A 16,489-nucleotide genomic window follows, 5' to 3' on the forward strand; every position below is an offset into this window, starting at 1 on the left:
GACGCATCGCTGATCGATGCGTCCGCACGCACGAGCCCGTTGTCGAGCAACTGGCGCGTTTCTAGAAGACCCTGGCGGGCACGAAGGACGTGTTCGATTGCTTGCCAGTCGGCATCATCTCCGCTGTCGGCAACGCCGTACGCTGCACGTCGAACGGCTTCGCTCCGTCCCGTCCCCAATTCGTCCCGGTTCGTAACGGCTTACCTTTGACCGTGGTTGGCCGTCGTTAGTTACAGTGCCGCAGAGTCTTACTCTGCAGTGCAGGAACGTCGACGTTGGCTCGCCTGGGGAAAACGTTAGGTATGCGAGCCTGTGTCCGCGCCAAAGCCCGCCTGGTCTACCTTTCGCTCTGTGAGGAGACCCGCCGCACGGGCCCGTTCCCTGTCTTCGTCGTTGACAGCCCGATCTCACATCGCTAAGAATGTCGTCAACTGATATGTCAGTTGACGACAATGAGGCGACAAATGGGAAAGGCAGCAATCGACGTTCGTACTGTTGATGATCTTCAGTGTGACGTGCTGGTTATAGGTGGAGGGGCCGCAGGGGTTTCCGCGGCGGTCACCGCGAGGCGTCAGGGGCTCAAAGTAGTCCTGCTCGAGCGTTACGGCTTTTGTGGTGGGGGCGCCGTAGCCGGGCTTTCCGGGACAGTCTGCGGTCTGTATCTCGCTACAGACCGCGTAGCCGCGAAGCCTGAGGCTGTCGTTTTCGGCTTTGCGCAGGAATTCTGCAAGGTACTGGAAGAGCGCGGAGGACTGGGCGCACCGGTGCGCTACGGAAAAACCTGGACACGCGTCCACGACCCTCTCGTGTGGCGGGATGCGGCCGACGCCTTGCTGAGCGCATCTGGCGTTCAGGTCATCTACCACGCGGTCGCGATCGGCGTCCTGCTTGACGGGAACCAGCGTATCGAAGGGGTCACGGCGTGGACCAAGCAGGGGCCGTTGACGATCCGCGCACGCGTCACCGTCGATGCAAGCGGGGATGCCGATCTGGTTGCGATGGCTGGCCTGGATAGCTTCATTGGCGATGAAGGCCGTGTACAGAATCCGACCATGATTTTTCGCCTGCAAGGCGTGGATGTCGGGCGCTTCACCACGGCCTACGGTGATGACACCATCATGGGCGAAGCAATCTCGGCGCTGCTACGCGAACGTCACCTCGCCGGCGACGATCTCCCCCGTTCAAAAATCTGGCTATTCCCGACGACCCGACCAGGCGAGTTGCTGTGCAACTGCACCCGGATTACCGGCACTGACGGGCGCGAACTCAATCCACTTTTCTATGACGACTTCACGGAAGCTGAACTGAACGGTCGCCGTCAGGCGCACGCATACGCTCGCTTCCTTCGAGAGTACGTGACCGGGTGCGAAAACGCCTTCATAAACGATACCGGCGTCCAGGTAGGCGTACGCCAGACGCGGCAGGTCGAAGGCGTCTCGAAGCTGATGAACGCGGATGTCGTGAGCGCCCGGAAATTCTCCGACGCTATCGCGCGTTCCCCATGGCCAATCGAGCTGCATGCCGGCGCGAAACCAAAGGTGGAATGGGTTCTGGACGACTACTACGAAGTGCCCTACGGTTGTTTCGTGCCATCCCGCGGTGAGGGCCTGCTTGTCGCCGGACGATGTCTGTCTGCAGAGCATGAGGCGGTCGCCTCCGCACGAGTCACGGCTCAATGCTTTTCATATGGCCATGCGATCGGTCATGCCGCAACCCTTGCTGTACGTCAAAGGATCGAGCCGCGCGCGCTTGAACCACAGGCGATACGCGAAGCGCTCGAGCGGGACGGCGCATGTCTGTGCTGAGGGTAACTAATCGATGAAGCGCAAATGGAGAGTTTGTTGATGATTATTGAAAATATAGGTCATGTTCGTCAGTTGACACTGAATCGGCCGGAGCGGCGCAACGCGCTCGACGGCGCCTCCATCGAGGAACTGGGACAGGCGCTGCTGCAGGCCGATCGAGATCCGTCCGTGCGTGCAATCGTTGTCTCTGGCGCTCCTCCAGCATTCTGCTCCGGAAGTGATCTGAAGGAGCTAGGCACCATGTCGATCCAGGAGATGTGCGATTCCGAATCGGAGACCGCTCGGGTCGCTCGCTCGATTGCGGGACTGTCCAAACCCGTGGTTGCGGCAGTAGAAGGGTTTGCACTTGGCGGTGGGTTCGTTCTCGCAATCTCGTGCGACGTCGTGGTTACCGCTTCGAACACGCGCTGGCATCTTCCCGAAGTACCAAACGGCTGGTTGCCGCCGTGGGGTCTTCAGTCCCTGCTTGCCCGCGTCGGTCCTGTTCGCGCGCGACTCCTGACGTGGGCAGCGGATGCGATCGATGGCATCGAGGCGCACCGCCTGGGTGTCGCCGACTATCTGAGCCAACCCGGGTCCGCCGATCAGGAGGCGATCGCTCTTGCCACACGGCTCGCAGCACTGCCACCCGATGCGATCACATCGACAAAACGCTTCTTCGAGCCCTTCGCCACGCTCGACGGCGAGCGGCTCGACAATCTGGCCTCCCGGCATTTTGCCAGCAACTGTGAAGGGGGGGCTGCGCAGGCCATTTTTTTGAAATTCAAGGTGAAGTCATGACGAAAATCATCTCTGCGGCGCAGGCCGTCGCATCGATCCAGGACGGACAGACGGTAGCGTCGGTGGGGGTTATCGGATGGGTCGTTCCCGACGCCACACTTGAAGCGCTTGGCAAGCGCTTTCGAGAAACCGGCTCACCCCGCAATCTCACGTTCTACTTTCCCTGCGGCACAGGAGACGCAGTCGGTATCCGCGGGATGGACCACGTGGCGCAGGAAGGGTTGATGAAACGCATTGTCTCCGGGTCTTACATCAACCCGGTCGATCCGCGCACTGGCCAACGCCCTGCACTGATGGGACTCATTCAGGAGAACCGGATCGAAGCGTATTCGTGGCCGATCGGTGCCTCGATGCATTGGTTGCGCGAAGTGGCCCGCAAGAGCCCGGGCTACGTTACGCGTGTGGGGGTAGGAACATACGCAGATCCTGAGTTCGGCGGTGGGAAGTTCACCAGCCGCTGTCAGGATGATCTGATCCAGAAGATCCGGCTGAATCAGGAAGAGGTGCTTTTTTACCCGAGCTGGCCAATTGACGTGGCGATCATTCGTGCGAGCAGTGCCGACGAGTTCGGGAATCTTTCGTTTGAAGACGAGCCGTTGGTTTCGGCTGGTCTGGCGCTCGCGCTGGCGGCAAAGGCAAGTGGCGGTCGCGTCATCGCACAGGTACGGCGGATCGTGCCGCGCGGCCAGCGACCTGCAACGTCAGTTCGACTGCCGGGCATGCTGGTCGATGCGCTTGTGGTCGAGCCGCACATGATGATGAGTACCGACACGCCATACAACGAAGCGTATCTGCGCTCGGTTGGCGCGAGTACGCGCTTGCCCGAGATCCCGTTTGGTCCCGAAAAGGTTATCGCCCGGCGTGCGGCCATGGAAGTGCGCAAGCATGAACTATCGATTTTCGGCTTTGGCGCTGCAGCCGATGTTCCCCTCGTGATGGCCGAGCAGGGACTGATCGACCCCGAGACCGGATCGGACGACTACTGGTTCACGACGGAACATGGTTCCTACGGCGGGATCGTGATGAATGGGTGGCAGTTCTCAGCGAATCTTTATCCCCAGGCTTTACTGGATGGCGTCACGCAGTTCGACGTAATCGATGGTGGCTTGTGTCGCTTCGCCGCGCTGGCATTCGCTGAGTACGATTCACACGGAACGGTCAATGTCAGCAAGTTCGGCAAGGTCAACCCGGGAGCAGGGGGCTTTATCGACATCGCGATGAATGCACAGCGGCTGGTGTTTACTGGCTCATTTACTACAGGCGGGCTCGACATCGAGTATGAAGCGGGTCGCATGAAGATTCTGAAGGAAGGCAAGGTCAGCAAGTTCGTCGATACCGCGCAGAGCATTACCTATTCGGTGGCGAAGGGAGTTTCGACGGGGCAAAGTGCGTTGATTGTGACGGAACGTGCCGTTTTCGAACAAACCACGCGAGGCCTCGCGCTGACTGAGGTTGCTCCCGGCGTCGATGTGCGCCGCGATGTTCTTGCGCATATGGCGTTTGCTCCGGCTCATATCCTTGACCCATTGCCGCTCATGGACGCATCGCTGTTTTCGGCGACTTCTGGTCAATGTGTCGAACCGGTGGTCGAAATCTAGAAGCTCAGTGCGACGGCGTACTTTTCTGCAGCGTGAAGTCCTATTCGAAGTTGGTCCGACGTGATGTGAGAAGCGGCCGCTTCACCAGCCACGAATGAACTTCTCGCTGTCGGACACCTTATGCCAGTTCGTCCGGCGTTGTACGGGGCGGTCCATGGTGTGGACCAGCACCTGACAGAATGACCATCTTGGTCGCTACGGCGGCTATGGAGGAGACAACCATGAAGTACCGCTGGTTCATTGTTTTCATGCTATTTCTAGCCTGCGCAATTAGTTACCTTGATCGAGCCGCACTCTCGGTCGCCGCGCCGCTGATTGCGAAAGATCTGCATCTTGATGCAGCCCATCTCGGCATCGTGTTTAGCGCTTTCTTCGTAGGGTATTCATTGTTCTGTTTCATCGGCGGTTATGCAGCCGACCGCTTTGGAGCCAAACGGGTACTCGTCGTCGCCATCGCTCTCTGGTCGATCTTCTGCGGCTTGACCGCGGTCGCTTCGAGTCTTGCGACCCTGCTTGTGATCCGGGTCGTATTCGGCGCCGGGGAGGGGCCGCTAGCCACCTGCACGAACAAGATAATAAGCGGCTGGTTCGAGCGAAAGGAGCAGACCACAGCGGTCGGATTTGCGAATTCCGGACTGCAGTTAGGCGCGGCGCTTGCGGGTCCCGTCGTCGGCTTGATGGCGGTCCAGTGGGGCTGGCGAATTCCCTTTATCGTGATCGGCGTTATCGGGGTGCTATGGGTGGCGATGTGGTCGATATTCTCTACGGACCGGCCAGAGGGTAACCGCTGGGTTCGCGGTGCACTGCCGTCGGGCCCGGACGTCCCTGCACTCGAGTCCGTTGCACACAGGCCGTTGAGCTTCTATCTGAAAAGTCCTACGATCTGGGCAACCTCGCTTGCCTACTTCGGCTACGCCTACATCCTCTATTTCTTTCTATCCTGGTTTCCCAGCTACCTGATGATGGAACGACATCTGAGCCTGTCTTCGATGAGCGTCGTCAACGTCATTCCATGGGTTCTCGGGTTTATGGGGATCGCGCTGGGCGGCTTTATCTCCGATCAGATTTTCCGGTGGACAGGAAATGCGCTGAAGTCACGCAAAATAGTAATTGTCGGCGGTCTGCTGGTCGCAGCCGCCTGCGTCGCGTGTGCCGGGACAGCGACTAGCGTTGGTGCAGCAGTCGCGCTGATGGGAATTACGGTGTTCTTCATGAACCTTACGCTCAGCGTGTACTGGGCCATCATCCTCGATACGGTTGAACCAGCGCGGATGGGCGGCGTTGGAGGTTTCATGCACCTGCTCGCGAATACGGCCGGGATTCTTGCGCCGATTTTGACGGGCTTCCTCGTGCAATGGACCAAGGTATTCACAAGCGCGTTCCTGCTGAGCGGAGGTGTTGCTCTGGCGGGTGCCCTCGCGGTAGCCATGTTCGTGCGATCACCACGAAAGATTGCCGAAGCACACGGCAACCTGAACGCAGATGTCCCCCAGCCGCTGACAGATTAGCGATGCCCGCGCGCGTTTCTGCGGGATAAATTCCGGGATGCGGTTAGAGCACCGCATCCCGTATCACGCGACCCTTCAGAAGGTATCGAGCGCGGAACGGGTAAATCGCTCGATGAACTGCATCAAGCCGTTCGCCGCGGCCGCAGCTCGATCACCATCGCCCTGTGCGATAGCGGTCAACACTTTGGCGTGTAACTGTGCACCCTCGACATACGCGCGATTCTGCCCAATATGCAGGTACCAGAATCTTCGCGACTGGGCATGAATTGGCTGCATGCTGATGACCAGCATGCTGTTGTGGGTCGCGCGGACTTCTGCGTCATGAATTTCTCCGCCGGCCCGAATCCAGTCCTCCATATTTCCGCGTTCAGCCGCCGCCGCCATCACCTTGGCGAGTCGTCGAAGATTGGTTCGCTCCTCCGGAGTCGCACGCAGCGCTGCCATCCGGACGACGAGTTCCTCGAGCGGACGTCTGACTTCCAGAAGTTCCAGTTGCTGGCGAATGTCGACTCCGGCGACAAGCGTGCCGCGGCGCGGAAGCATTTCGACGAATCCGATCTGGCGTAGCCGCTGGAGAGCCTCCCGGACCGGGGTTCGTCCCATTTCTAACTCAGCTGCAAGCTGCACCTCCGAGATCATGGAACCGGGCGGCAAGCGACGTGTGATGATCATTTCTTCTATCTGCGCGAACGCGACGTCAGCGAGCAACAGCTCGGGCAGATTCGTCTCTTCACGTCTGAAGGTTTTTTTTTCGGAATTGCTATTTCTCATTGGAACTATCAGAACCGTTGGACTCGGACGTGCTGCGGGTGTGGTGATTCGCCTGGACGCGCCCCTTGTTAGCGTCAGGATACACGGTGCCGACGCGCAAATGCTCTCCGTCTCGACTTCCCTGACTACGCGTTGTTCGCACCGGCTTCCGCCGCAGCGGGATCTATCACTTTGGACCGGGCATTGTCACGTTATCGAGGTGGTCGTGTGAGATGCAGGGATCAAGAAAACGGAGGCGGTCTTTGATGCCCTCGAATTTCCCGCCGCCGTCATCAGTTGCGCTGAGCGTCGGAATTTCTGCTTCCAGACGAGCCTGCGCCAGGTCGATGAATGGTTACATGAACGCGGCGTGGTCGCGCCAGGAATAGCGCTCCATCATGCGCGCCAACCGCCAGACCGCTTTCGATCTCGCGCCTCACGCGTTCAAACACCGACCGGGGTTTGTTGAGCATCTCACAGGCGATCGCTACGCATTGCGTGATTGCGATGGTAACGATGACCGCTTTCCTGATCGCTGATCACGACATTGAGGGACATAGTTCTTTCGGACTCTACCGATACAAGGCAAAGGGTTGCCTGCTTACTATCTCTTTAACCTTTTGACACTTGTACGGAGATAGCCATGAGCCCCTTTTACCTGATTGAAGTTTCGGACCTGTATAGGCGCGCAGGCATCACGCGTCACAGCCACGTTCGCCTGATGCCTGCTCGCCTCACTTCCGTGCTGCGAAACCTGTTCGTCGCACGTCGCCGGGCTTGCAGTTGTCGATGACCAAAGAGGAAACCTGAGGGATGACGTGATATGGACTACACACACATACTTGTTCTGTTCGCTGGCTACCTGGCTTTGTACGGCGTCGTAGTCGCCATGCTTTGCTAGACACGGGTAATATCCCGGCCCGATTACAGGGACAGGCTTTCGCGCACCGATTGAGACTGAGCAACTTTGCCGATGGTCCTTGGGGGCCATCCGCGAGCAGACCCCAAAACCCCAAAACATCGCTCAGGAAGAACAACCAAACCCTAACCCTGAACCTGCCGAAGGCAATAGCCAGCAACAGCATCGAGCACACCCTCATCTTCACCAACGGCAGTAGCACAACGAATCACAACACCAGGATACGCCGCACGGCATTGTTCAACGACATTGGGCAAATCCCGCCGCACATGCCCACCCTGGCCAAAAAACACGGGAACGACAGTAACCTCATCACACCCGCCTGCGACCTGCGCAGCAATCGCGCCGGGCAGATCCGGCGTCATCAATTCCAGAAAAGCGAGCGACACAGGTCCGGCTTCGCCGCGCAAACCCTGCAACTTTGCGGCAAGCCTCGCAAAAGGCTCAGCCCATCGCGGGTCCCGCGCCCCATGCCCGAACAGAACGATACCGTGCGTACCCATCATGCAATCCCCAGGCAGACCGCGACAGCGATACCGACACCAACACCAACACGACGCCCTAGTGCCGGTCCACCCACTTCAACCCGACCAACCCGAGCACAAGATAGAGCAGCCCCGGCGTAGCCGCAGTAAGCGGCGCCGGCCACGTATTCAGCGTACCAATGTGCGAGAAGAGCGTGTTCACGAGTTGGAAGCTCATGCCGAGCATGATCCCGCCGAACACCTTTACGCCCACCACGCCGGCGCGCGTATGCAGGTAAGCGAACGGCAACGACAGCACCAGCATCACGAACACGGCGAACGGATACAACAGCTTGCGCCACAATGCGATCTGGTAACGCTGCGTGTCCTGATGATTCTCCGTCAAATGCTGGATGTACCGGAACAGGTTGAACATCGACATCCGGTCCGGCGAAACCAGCAGCACCGAAAGAATCTGTGGCGTCAGTTCGGAGCGCAGCGAATATTCAGGCAGCGACACCTGCTTCGCCCGATAAACCGGGTTGAGCGCATCGGTGGGCTGGGCGCCCGGCGGCACGACGTCGATCAGCTGCGTGTCCGTCACGTCCTTCAATAGCCAGTGGCCGGGCGGTGCATATCTGCCGCTCTTCGCAATGCGCACGTTGGCGAGGCGGAACAGCGCGTCGAATTCATAGATCCGCACGTTGCTGATCGTCGAGTCTGGCTGCAGTTCGCCGACGTTGACGAAGCGCGTCACCTGCTCGCCGTCGGCACGCGCGGTCAGCGTGTCTTTCACCCACACGCCGGATTCGAAATTCGTCGATACTGCCGAGCCGAGCGCCTCGAGCCGCACACGTTCCGATAGCTGGTCAGTGTAGGGGCCGACCACCTCGCCGATCAGATAGGTCAGGAGCACGAGCGGAATCCCGATCTTGAGCAGCGATCGCAGCGACTGGTTCGTCGCGAGACCTGACACACGGAAGATCGTGTACTCGGAGTTCGCGGCCATCTGGGCGAACACGTAGATCGCGCTGATCAACGCGGCAACCGGAATGATTTCGTAGAAGCGCGACGGCGTCTGCAGCGCGACGCGCAGCACTGCGTAGCCGAACTTGTAATTGCCGTGACCAACCGTGCCCAGTTCGTTGATCAGGTCGAAAAAGAAGAACAGCCCGGAAAACGCGAACAGGATGAAGACGAACGTGAGGTAGATCTGCCGCGCGAAGTACCTTTCATAGATCCGCATCGGTCAGGCTCCCTGCGACGAGCGGTGGAACATCGCCCGCGTAAAGACCGGGCGGTTGCGCACGCGCAGCCAGAACATGACCGCGACGATCACCGCCACGACAATGTGCAGCGATACGAGGCCGACGACGAACGGCATCTTGCCCTGTTCGATCCACGACTGCACGACATTCAACAGGTTCGAATACGTCAGATAGATCAACACCGCCATCACGAGGTTGATGGTGCGACTGCGGCGCGGATTCTGGTGCGCAAGCGGAATGGCCAGCAGCATCAGGTTGATCGCGATCAGCGGCAACCCGGCGCGCCACGCCAGTTCGGCGAGGTTTTCGTTCGTCGGATTGCGCAGCAGGTCGAGCGTCGGCGTGCCCGTCGTGGTCGGGACGCTCACCACAGGCTGACTCTGGATCTTCACACCATACCGCTCGAATTCCATGATGCGGAAATCGGGTTGGCCAGGCTCGCCGTCATAGCGGCGGCCGTTTTCGAGCACGACAAAGCGGTCGCCGTTCTTGTGCGTCTCTGTATGGCCGGTCTTCGACACCACCACGTTGACCTTGCCGTTTTCGGTGCTCGTCACGAATACGTTCTCGACGCGGCCCTGATCGGACGTCATCTTCTCGATGAAGAACACGCGGTGGCTGGCCGGCGATTCGCGGAACTGCCCGGGCGCGAGCATCGAGACCTCGTCGCGCTGCTGGAAACGGGCACGGATCAGCCTGTTCTGCTGGTTCGACCACGGCCAGCCAACGAACACGAAGAACATGATAAGGATGATGATCGGCGTCGAAAACACGCCAATGGGCTTGATGAGGCGCATGAGGCTCACGCCGGACGCGTGCCACACCACCATTTCGGAGTCTTTGTACCAGCGTGTGAGGACGAACAGGATCGACACGAACAGCGTCGCGACGAGCATGATCGCCAGGTAGCCGATCACGGTGAGGCCGATCAGAACCAGTACGTCGCGCGGATCGATCTCGCCCGACGCGGCGAAACCGACGATGCGGATCATCATTGTCGTCAGCACGAGCGTCAGCAGAACCATGAACACGGCACCAGCCGTATACGCGAGTTCGCGCTGGAGGGAGCGTTCGAAGATCATTGTTGATGAAGAGAGGGCGTGCCCACGAAAGCGCCTGTTGCGCCTTCCTTGCAGCCGCCGCGGGAAAAATAGCGGATAATTGCGGCTTTCATCCTAAGCCCAGATTTTATCCGAGGACAAGCGCGATGGACTTTAGCATAAAAGCCTGTGATTGGAACAAAGGCACGTCAAACGGGTTCCTTACCGGAAAGTCCGATTGCATTGTAATCGGCGTGTTCGAGTCGCAGACGCTGTCGGGTGCCGCGCTGGAAATCGACGCCGCCGCCAAGGGCCTCCTGACCCGTATCATCAAGGCCGGCGACATGGACGGCAAGAGCGGCACCACGCTGTTCCTGCACGAAGTATCGGGCATCGGCGCCTCGCGCGTGCTGCTGGTCGGTCTCGGCAAACAGGATGTCTTTACGCAGAAAGCCTACGGCGAAGCCGTGCGCGCCGCATGGCGGGCGCTCCTCGGCACCAAGGTCGTGCAGGTCACGTTCACGCTGGCGCAACTGCCGGTGCAGGAACGCACGGCCGACTGGAACGTGCGCGCCGCGATCCTCGCACTGCGTGAACTCACGTACAAATTCACCCAGTTGAAGAGCAAGCCCGACACCAGCGTGCGGGCGCTCAAGCGCGTCGTATTCAGTGTCGATAGCGCCGACGAAAAGGCCGCCAAAATTGCCGCGAAGCAGGGCGCCGCGCTCGCCAACGGCATGGACCTGACCCGCGACCTCGGCAATCTGCCGGCCAACGTCTGCACGCCGACCTACCTCGCGAACACCGCGAAGAAGCTCGCGAAAGACTGGAAGCTGAAAGTTGAAGTGCTCGGCGAGAAGCAGGCAGAAGCGCTGAAAATGGGCTCGTTCCTGTCGGTCACGCGGGGTTCCGTCGAGCCGCCGCAGTTCATCGTGCTGCAGTACCAGGGTGGCGCCGCGAAGGCTGCGCCGGTGGTGCTGGTCGGCAAGGGCGTGACGTTCGACACCGGCGGCATTTCGCTGAAGCCGGGCGAAGGCATGGACGAGATGAAGTACGACATGTGCGGCGCGGGCTCGGTGCTGGGTACGCTGCGCGCGGTGGCGGAAATGGGCCTGAAGATCAATGTCGTCGGCATCATTCCGGCTGTCGAGAACATGCCGGCCGGCAACGCGACCAAGCCGGGCGACATCGTCACCAGCATGAAGGGCCTGACGATCGAAGTGCTCAATACCGACGCGGAAGGCCGTCTGATCCTGTGTGACGCGCTCACCTACGCGGAGCGCTTCAAACCGGCCGCCGTGATCGACATCGCGACGCTGACGGGCGCGTGCATCATCGCGCTCGGCCATCACAACAGCGGCCTGTTCGCGAAGGACGACGCGCTTGCCGGCGAACTGCTCGACGCATCGAAAGAAGCGGCCGATCCGGCCTGGCGCCTGCCGCTCGACGACGAGTACCAGGATCAGCTGAAGTCGAATTTCGCGGATCTGGCGAACATTGGCGGCCGTCCGGCGGGTAGCGTGACGGCGGCGTGCTTCCTGTCGCGTTTCGCTGAAAGCTATCCGTGGGCCCACCTCGACATCGCCGGTACGGCATGGAAGAGCGGAGCGGCGAAGGGTGCGACGGGGCGTCCGGTGCCGCTGCTCGCGCAGTTCCTGATCGACCGCGCGGCGCAATGACGCGTTGCAGCGTGGCGAGGCGGAGCCGGGCATGACACGGATCGACTTTCATTCGAACGTGGGCGATTCGCTTCTGTACGCCTGCCGCCTGATACGCAAGGCGTATCAGGCGCAACAGCCGACCGTCGTGCTGGCGGACCCTGCACGGCTACGCGCGTTCGACGAGCAGTTGTGGACGTTTTCGCCGCTCGACTTCGTGCCGCACTGCATGATGGACAGCCCGCTTGCCGCGCAGACGCCTATCGTACTGGCGACGAATCTCGATAACGCGCCGCACCATCAGGTACTGCTCAATCTTGGCGCCGAGGTGCCGGCGCAGTTCGCGCGCTTCGAACGGCTTCTGGAAATCGTCGGCAATACGCCCGACGAACTCGCCGCAGGTCGCGAGCGCTATCGCTTTTACCGCGATCGCGGCTATGCTTTGAACAACTACAAGCAGGGCGGTTGATGTCTGCCGGGTGCGTGCGATTGCCCGCGGTTAACGTTCGCGTGGTCTGCTGCGTGAACATGGCTCAGCGGCCTGGCTTGACCCCTATCGGTTCGCCCGATTCATTGACGGAGTGTTTTCGTGTCCCCTTCTCACGATAGCCACGATAGCAGCGGTCCCCGTGGTAGCGACGATACTTCGATTCCGGTACTGAGTGACGTTCTCGTGGCGGGCAGTCCCGTGCGCGCGCGCCATCCGTCCGCCGAGGCTGCGGCGCCGGCCGCAGCGCCGGCCGAGGACGTACTCGAGGCACCGGCTGAGCCTGTTGCGCCCACTCCGGCACCGACAGACGTGCCGCCACCTGCCGTCGTGGCCACGACCGAAGAGCCCGTGGTTGCGCCGAAAGACGTACCTCATGTCGCCGCCGATGCCTCGCCGCAGGTTGCACCGGAAGTTGCGCGAGAGGTGCCGTCAGCGGTCGCCCCCCAGTCTCCGCCAGAACACCGGCAGACGGTAGCGCCTGCGTTCGTGCCGCAACCCGCACCCGTCGACGACTCAACCGAAGTCGCAACAACGCCGTTCGCCGAGCCCTACGCGCCCGAACTGGCGCGCGGGAACGGCACTCACGAGATCGATGCCGATATGCTGGCCGAGCGTCTGCGCGGCCGTCTTGCGAGTTATCTGGGCGGCGAAGGGCGTGAGCTGATCGAAGAGCGGTGTCAGGCCGCGATGCGGGTCCACGCGACCTGGCTCGTCGGTCAGATCGCGCGCGAAGTGGCATCTGCGCTCGAAGTGCAAATCGCCGGATGGGTGAAGGACGCAGTAAAGGAAGAAGCGGCGCGGCGTTCGGACGTCTGACTCGCCCCGTCAGCCATGCATGTAGTGCATAGCAGCCAGCGGGCTGTCCGATGCCTGGCTGGCGAACACCACCCGCGATTTACTGCAGCGACAGGATCCAGTTCGCAAGCTCGACGGCCTGATCGGGCGTGAGCTGCGTGTTGGCGGGCATCGGCACCCTGCCCCAGACGCCCGTGCTGCCTTCGACGATCTTGCGCGACAGGTACGACGTCGCCGCATCGCCGCGCGGTGCGTATTTTGCCGCGATGTCATGCAACGCCGGTCCCATGACTGGCCGGTTCACCGAGTGACAGCTCATGCAGTTCTGCGCCTTGGCGAGCGCGAGCCCGTCGACCGCGGGTTTCTGTGCATACGCCGTTCCACCGGCTGCCAGCGTGCCGATGAGCGCCCATGCTGCATACGACTTTCGATTCATTCTGGTCTCCGCCGGTGCGTGTGCCCGACCTGTGGTGCAGGCATTATAAAAGCAAAGGGGCACACGACCCGTCGTGTGCCCCAGTCCTCGCCCCTTCGTTTCGAGCCGGCCGTTGTCAAACACAGCCGGTCGGGCGCTACGCCGGTTTCATGCTCAACCCGTCACAGCGCCCTTGTTGGCCGGCAGCGCGAGCGCCGCGTATTTCGCCAGCACGCCGCGCGTGTAACGCGGTTTCGGCTGTTGCCACGCGGCGCGGCGGCGCTCCAGTTCGGCGGCGTCGACGTTCAGTTCCAGCAGCAGTTTGTGGGCGTCGATCGTGATCGAATCGCCTTCCTGCACGAGACCGATCGTGCCGCCTGCATACGCTTCCGGCGCAACGTGACCCACCACCATGCCCCACGTGCCGCCCGAGAAGCGGCCGTCGGTGATGAGGCCGACCGATTCGCCCAGACCCTTGCCGATGATCGCCGAAGTCGGTGCGAGCATTTCCGGCATGCCGGGGCCGCCCTTCGGGCCGAGATAACGCAGCACGACGACGTCGCCGGCCTTGATCTTGTCGGCGAGGATGGCTTCCATTGCGCTTTGCTCGTCGTCGAACACGCGTGCCGGGCCCGTGATCACCGGGTTCTTCAGGCCCGTGATCTTCGCGACCGCGCCGTCCGTTGCCAGGTTGCCCTTCAGGATCGCGAGGTGGCCTTCCTTGTAGAGCGCCTTGTCGATCGGGAAGATCACTTTCTGGTCGGCGCGCGGCGTCGACGGCACGTCTTTCAGTTCTTCGGCCATGGTCTTGCCGGTGATCGTCATGCAGTCGCCGTGCAGCAGACCCGCGTCCAGCAGGATCTTCATGACCTGCGGAATGCCGCCTGCCTTGTGCAGATCGGTGGCGACGAACTGGCCCGACGGCTTCAGGTCGCAGATCACCGGCACGCGCTTGCGCATGCGCTCGAAGTCGTCGATGGTCCATTCCACTTCGGCCGCGTGGGCGATCGCGAGGAAGTGCAGCACCGCGTTCGTCGAGCCGCCGGTTGCCATGATCACCGATACGGCGTTCTCGATCGACTTCTTCGTGATGATGTCGCGCGGTTTCAGGTCCTTCTTGACCGCTTCGACCAGCACGCGCGCCGATTCCGCTGCGGAACCGACCTTTTCGTCGTCCGGATTGGCCATCGTCGACGAATACAGGAGCGACATGCCGAGCGCTTCGAACGACGAGCTCATCGTGTTCGCGGTGTACATGCCGCCGCACGAACCCGACGACGGGCACGCGTTCCTTTCGATGCCGTCGAAATCTTCCTGCGACATGCGTCCGGCCGTGAACTCGCCAACGGCTTCGAACGACGACACGATCGTCAGGTCCTTGCCCTTCCAGTTGCCCGGGCGGATCGTGCCGCCATAGACGTAGATGCCCGGCACGTTGAGCCGCGCGAGCGCGATCATGCCGCCCGGCATGTTCTTGTCGCAGCCGCCGATCACGACGACGCCATCCATCCACTGGCCCTGTACGCACGTTTCGATGCAGTCGGCGATCACTTCGCGCGACACGAGCGAGTACTTCATGCCTTCCGTGCCCATCGACATGCCGTCCGAAATGGTCGGTGTGCCGAAGATCTGCGGGTTGGCGTCGGCGCCCTTGACCGCTGTCACGGCTGCGTCGGCGAGGCGTTGGAGGCCCGAGTTGCACGGCGTGATCGTCGAGTGGCCGTTCGCGATGCCGATCATCGGCTTGTCGAAATCGGCCTTTTCATAGCCAAGCGCGTAATACATCGAACGGTTCGGCGCGCGCGCGACGCCTTGCGTGATGTTCTTCGAACGACGGTTGTACGACATGGGGAGCTCCGATTGTCTTGTCCTGGGTGCTGGTATTGGGGGACCTTCGCCCGGGAGGTCAGGGCGGATGGTTCAGCACGTGGCGCAAGAATGCAGTGTCTCGTCGCGCGTGTCCAATATATTATTGAGGCTGTATTAGGTCGGAAAACATATTAATCGATGCTGCACCTTACGCCTGATCTGCGCCAGTTGCGCTATTTCATCGCCGTCGCCGAAGAGAAGCACTTCGGGCGGGCGGCGGCGCGCCTGTCCATGACGCAGCCGCCGTTGTCGCAGGCCATCCGCGCGCTGGAGGATACGCTCGGCGTCGAACTCTTTGCGCGCACCAAGCGCTCGGTCGAGCTGACGCCGGTGGGCGTCGACCTGCTGCCCGAAGTGCGGCGCCTCCTCGCGAGCGCCGAGGGCTTGAGGCCGCTCGCGCAGAGCCTCTCGCGTGGCGAAGCGGGTGTGTTGTCGCTCGCCTTCGTCTCGACGGCCGATTACGGGTTGCTGCCGCTTCTGCTGCGCGACTTCGGCGCGCGCCATCCGCGCGTGCGCCTGCAGCTTGCCGAAGCGACCAGCGACGTGCAGATCGACGAACTCGTTGCGGGCCGCATCGACGCCGGCCTCGTGATTGCGCCGCTGCCGCCGCGGCATCTGGCCCAGCTATCCTGGCTGCCCATCGCGCGCGAGCCGCTGGTGATCGCGATGTCGTCGGAGCTGGCTGAGCACGCCGGCAGCAACCCTGACGGGGACTGGCGCGACGAGCCGGTCAGCCTGCGCGACGTCGCCGATGCGCCGCTCGTGATCTTCCCAAGGCGTCTCGCGCCAGGCTTTTATGACATCATTATGGATTGCTACGGCGTCGCGGGGCTCACGCCGCGTATCGGCCAGGAGGCGATCCAGATGCAGACGATCGTCAGTATCGTGTCGGCGGGCATGGGTGTCGCGCTGGTGCCGCAATCGTTACGTAATCTGCGGCGCACGGGCGTCGTCTACCGGCCGCTGCGCGAATCGGTGCCGGCAATCGAGACGGGTCTCGTCTGGCGCACGGGTGAGGTGAGTCCGGTGCTGGCGGGCTTCATCGACATCGTGCGCGCGCATGCGGCCACGGTCGCGGCGCACGGTGCGCGCAAGCGCTGACGAATGACTTCGAGACTATCGCGAACCCA

General features: G+C 61.4%; 14 protein-coding genes. 8 read left to right on the forward strand and 6 right to left on the reverse strand.

All coding sequences use genetic code 11. The features are described 5' to 3' along the window. Nucleotides 1-464: 464 nt before the first annotated feature. From P3T23_RS23575 to P3T23_RS23590, 4 genes are all read left to right on the forward strand, one after another. On the forward strand, nt 465-1,805 hold the full coding sequence (locus tag P3T23_RS23575; RefSeq protein WP_429318532.1) for an FAD-dependent oxidoreductase: 1,341 nt from the start codon (nt 465-467) through the stop codon (nt 1,803-1,805). A 24-nt stretch (nt 1,806-1,829) separates the two neighbouring features. Further along, nucleotides 1,830-2,585, forward strand: a complete 756-nt coding sequence (locus tag P3T23_RS23580; RefSeq protein ID WP_429318533.1) for an enoyl-CoA hydratase/isomerase family protein — start codon at nt 1,830-1,832, stop codon at nt 2,583-2,585. Further along, nucleotides 2,582-4,183, forward strand: coding sequence for an acyl CoA:acetate/3-ketoacid CoA transferase (locus P3T23_RS23585; RefSeq protein WP_429318534.1), 1,602 nt, complete (start codon nt 2,582-2,584; stop codon nt 4,181-4,183). The genes P3T23_RS23580 and P3T23_RS23585 overlap by 4 nt, the downstream gene beginning before the upstream one ends. A gap of 221 nt (nt 4,184-4,404) precedes the next feature. Then, on the forward strand, nt 4,405-5,691 hold the full coding sequence (locus P3T23_RS23590; protein ID WP_429318535.1) for an MFS transporter: 1,287 nt from the start codon (nt 4,405-4,407) through the stop codon (nt 5,689-5,691). Between the two features lie 75 nt (nt 5,692-5,766). Here P3T23_RS23590 and P3T23_RS23595 read toward each other — a convergent pair whose 3' ends face one another. The 4 genes from P3T23_RS23595 to lptF all read right to left on the reverse strand — a co-directional run bounded on the left by P3T23_RS23595 (nt 5,767) and on the right by lptF (nt 10,174). Next, on the reverse strand, nt 5,767-6,462 hold the full coding sequence (locus tag P3T23_RS23595) for a GntR family transcriptional regulator (RefSeq protein ID WP_429318536.1): 696 nt from the start codon (nt 6,460-6,462) through the stop codon (nt 5,767-5,769). A gap of 1,023 nt (nt 6,463-7,485) precedes the next feature. Beyond that, entirely contained in the window at nt 7,486-7,863 is a 378-nt protein-coding gene (locus P3T23_RS23600; RefSeq protein ID WP_429318626.1) for a sirohydrochlorin chelatase, read from the reverse strand. 58 nt (nt 7,864-7,921) lie between these two features. Further along, nucleotides 7,922-9,070 carry an LPS export ABC transporter permease LptG gene (gene lptG / locus P3T23_RS23605; protein WP_429318537.1) on the reverse strand — a complete coding sequence of 383 codons (1,149 nt, stop codon included), beginning with the start codon at nt 9,068-9,070 and terminating at the stop codon, nt 7,922-7,924. Nucleotides 9,071-9,073: 3 nt separating this feature from the next. Continuing rightward, nucleotides 9,074-10,174, reverse strand: a complete 1,101-nt coding sequence (gene lptF / locus P3T23_RS23610) for an LPS export ABC transporter permease LptF (RefSeq protein WP_429318538.1) — start codon at nt 10,172-10,174, stop codon at nt 9,074-9,076. Nucleotides 10,175-10,299: 125 nt separating this feature from the next. Between lptF and P3T23_RS23615 the strand changes: the two genes are divergently transcribed. The 3 genes from P3T23_RS23615 to P3T23_RS23625 all read left to right on the forward strand — a co-directional run bounded on the left by P3T23_RS23615 (nt 10,300) and on the right by P3T23_RS23625 (nt 13,096). Continuing rightward, nucleotides 10,300-11,811 carry a leucyl aminopeptidase gene (locus P3T23_RS23615; RefSeq protein ID WP_429318539.1) on the forward strand — a complete coding sequence of 504 codons (1,512 nt, stop codon included), beginning with the start codon at nt 10,300-10,302 and terminating at the stop codon, nt 11,809-11,811. A 31-nt stretch (nt 11,812-11,842) separates the two neighbouring features. Then, nucleotides 11,843-12,259, forward strand: a complete 417-nt coding sequence (locus P3T23_RS23620) for a DNA polymerase III subunit chi (protein WP_429318540.1) — start codon at nt 11,843-11,845, stop codon at nt 12,257-12,259. A gap of 120 nt (nt 12,260-12,379) precedes the next feature. Further along, entirely contained in the window at nt 12,380-13,096 is a 717-nt protein-coding gene (locus P3T23_RS23625; RefSeq protein ID WP_429318541.1) for a DUF2486 family protein, read from the forward strand. 79 nt (nt 13,097-13,175) lie between these two features. On the opposite strand, the gene P3T23_RS23630 is transcribed toward P3T23_RS23625, so the two are convergent. Both P3T23_RS23630 and ilvD read right to left on the reverse strand, forming a co-directional pair. Continuing rightward, nucleotides 13,176-13,511 (reverse strand): c-type cytochrome, encoded by a 336-nt coding sequence (locus P3T23_RS23630; protein WP_429318542.1) that lies wholly within the window; start codon nt 13,509-13,511, stop codon nt 13,176-13,178. Between the two features lie 153 nt (nt 13,512-13,664). Then, nucleotides 13,665-15,338 carry a dihydroxy-acid dehydratase gene (ilvD, locus tag P3T23_RS23635; protein ID WP_429318543.1) on the reverse strand — a complete coding sequence of 558 codons (1,674 nt, stop codon included), beginning with the start codon at nt 15,336-15,338 and terminating at the stop codon, nt 13,665-13,667. A 159-nt stretch (nt 15,339-15,497) separates the two neighbouring features. Here ilvD and P3T23_RS23640 point away from each other — a divergent pair, with 159 nt between their 5' ends. Beyond that, a complete protein-coding gene (locus P3T23_RS23640) occupies nt 15,498-16,460 on the forward strand; it encodes a LysR family transcriptional regulator (RefSeq protein WP_429318544.1) in 963 nt (320 codons plus the stop codon). The last annotated feature ends 29 nt before the right edge of the window (nt 16,461-16,489 follow it).

It is taken from the genome of Paraburkholderia sp. GAS448 (genome assembly GCF_050435685.1).
In the GTDB taxonomy this organism is placed as follows: domain Bacteria; phylum Pseudomonadota; class Gammaproteobacteria; order Burkholderiales; family Burkholderiaceae; genus Paraburkholderia.